Genomic DNA, 1,136 nt, shown 5'->3' with positions numbered 1-1,136 from the left:
GCGTCATCGTGTCTACACCTCTGGACAGCAGCCAAGGCAACGCATTAGGCAGCTCGGCCACAGAATACGACTACGGCGGTTCCGTTAACTTCGAACAGTTCAAAAGCCTTTCATTCCCATTCGAAGCCGCTTTAACGGTTGAACTCGTTACCAACGGCAAAAGCCAGAAACTGAAAATTCTCGCCTTCCAGCCCAAAGCACCAAACAAAGGCTAAAACATGACAATTACCCGCGTTTACATTGTTCAGTCACGGGAAACGGGCGACTTCCTTTATCCGTCTGATACGGGTGATGTGGGGCATACACCGTTTGTAAATGAAGCCGGTTATTTCTACGACCGAAACGAAGCGGTAGAAACCGCGTTATCCGAAATCGGTGAAAACTTTATTGTCTTCAGCTTTTTATCAGAATTTTAAAAATTCAGGCTACAGGTGCGGTCTGAATAATAGCAAAAGCACCTATTCAATTTTGTTTAACTCACTAAAGGAAAAACATCATGAAATTGATGAACACTTGCCGTAAATACGGCGCAAAACTGGCCGTTGTTGCCGCTGCTCCCTTGTCTCTGGCCACATCTGCCTATGCCGCTTTGCCTGAAGCCGCAAAAACAGGTATCGAATCTGCTAAAGCAGACGGCCTCGAAGCAGGTTGGTTGGTAGTCGGCGTCTTTGCCGCGCTGTTCGTGATTGCCATTGTGAAACGCTTGTTGCGCTAATAGGTAATTAAGATGTACTACCAAGTCGGGAATAAATGTCTTGAGCAAACCCAAGCTGAAAACGTCTATTTCAGCTTGGTAGTACCTCAAATAACCCAAGACGGCAAAATCATCAAACCTGAATACAACGGCACATTATGGAAACTGAACGGACAGACGATTAAAGCCGATTTGCCCAAATGCGATCCAAGTGAAAATTTAAAAAGCGGTTTAGATACAGGTTGGATTTTATTTGGCGTGATGGCAGCGGTGTATTTCGTATCCGTCCTAAAAAGGGTCTTGAGATGATGGACTTTTATTTTTATTTGGGGCTGGCGGTGCCTGTTTTAATAGGGGCGATTTTATTCAAGGATTGATACCCTATTCGGGTAATGGCAAAATCTAACTTTCAGCAACCATTACGAAAGTTAGCATTATGTTT

At 44.5% G+C, this 1,136-nt stretch carries 4 protein-coding genes; all 4 read left to right on the top strand.

Features of this window, described 5'->3' with window-relative positions:
- On the top strand, nt 1–215 hold a 215-nt coding region (locus ACTHSP_RS19380), incomplete at its 5' end, for a hypothetical protein (protein ID WP_440346714.1).
- Between the two features lie 3 nt (nt 216–218).
- Nucleotides 219–416 (top strand): hypothetical protein, encoded by a 198-nt coding sequence (locus ACTHSP_RS19375; RefSeq protein WP_070625700.1) that lies wholly within the window; start codon nt 219–221, stop codon nt 414–416.
- Between the two features lie 80 nt (nt 417–496).
- On the top strand, nt 497–715 hold the full coding sequence (locus ACTHSP_RS19370) for a major capsid protein (RefSeq protein WP_440346713.1): 219 nt from the start codon (nt 497–499) through the stop codon (nt 713–715).
- Between the two features lie 12 nt (nt 716–727).
- Entirely contained in the window at nt 728–1,003 is a 276-nt protein-coding gene (locus ACTHSP_RS19365) for a hypothetical protein (protein ID WP_440346712.1), read from the top strand.
- Nucleotides 1,004–1,136 lie beyond the last annotated feature (133 nt).

Source organism: Neisseria sp. P0001.S005, from assembly GCF_051963715.1.
This window is presented reverse-complemented; position numbering and strand designations above follow the sequence as displayed.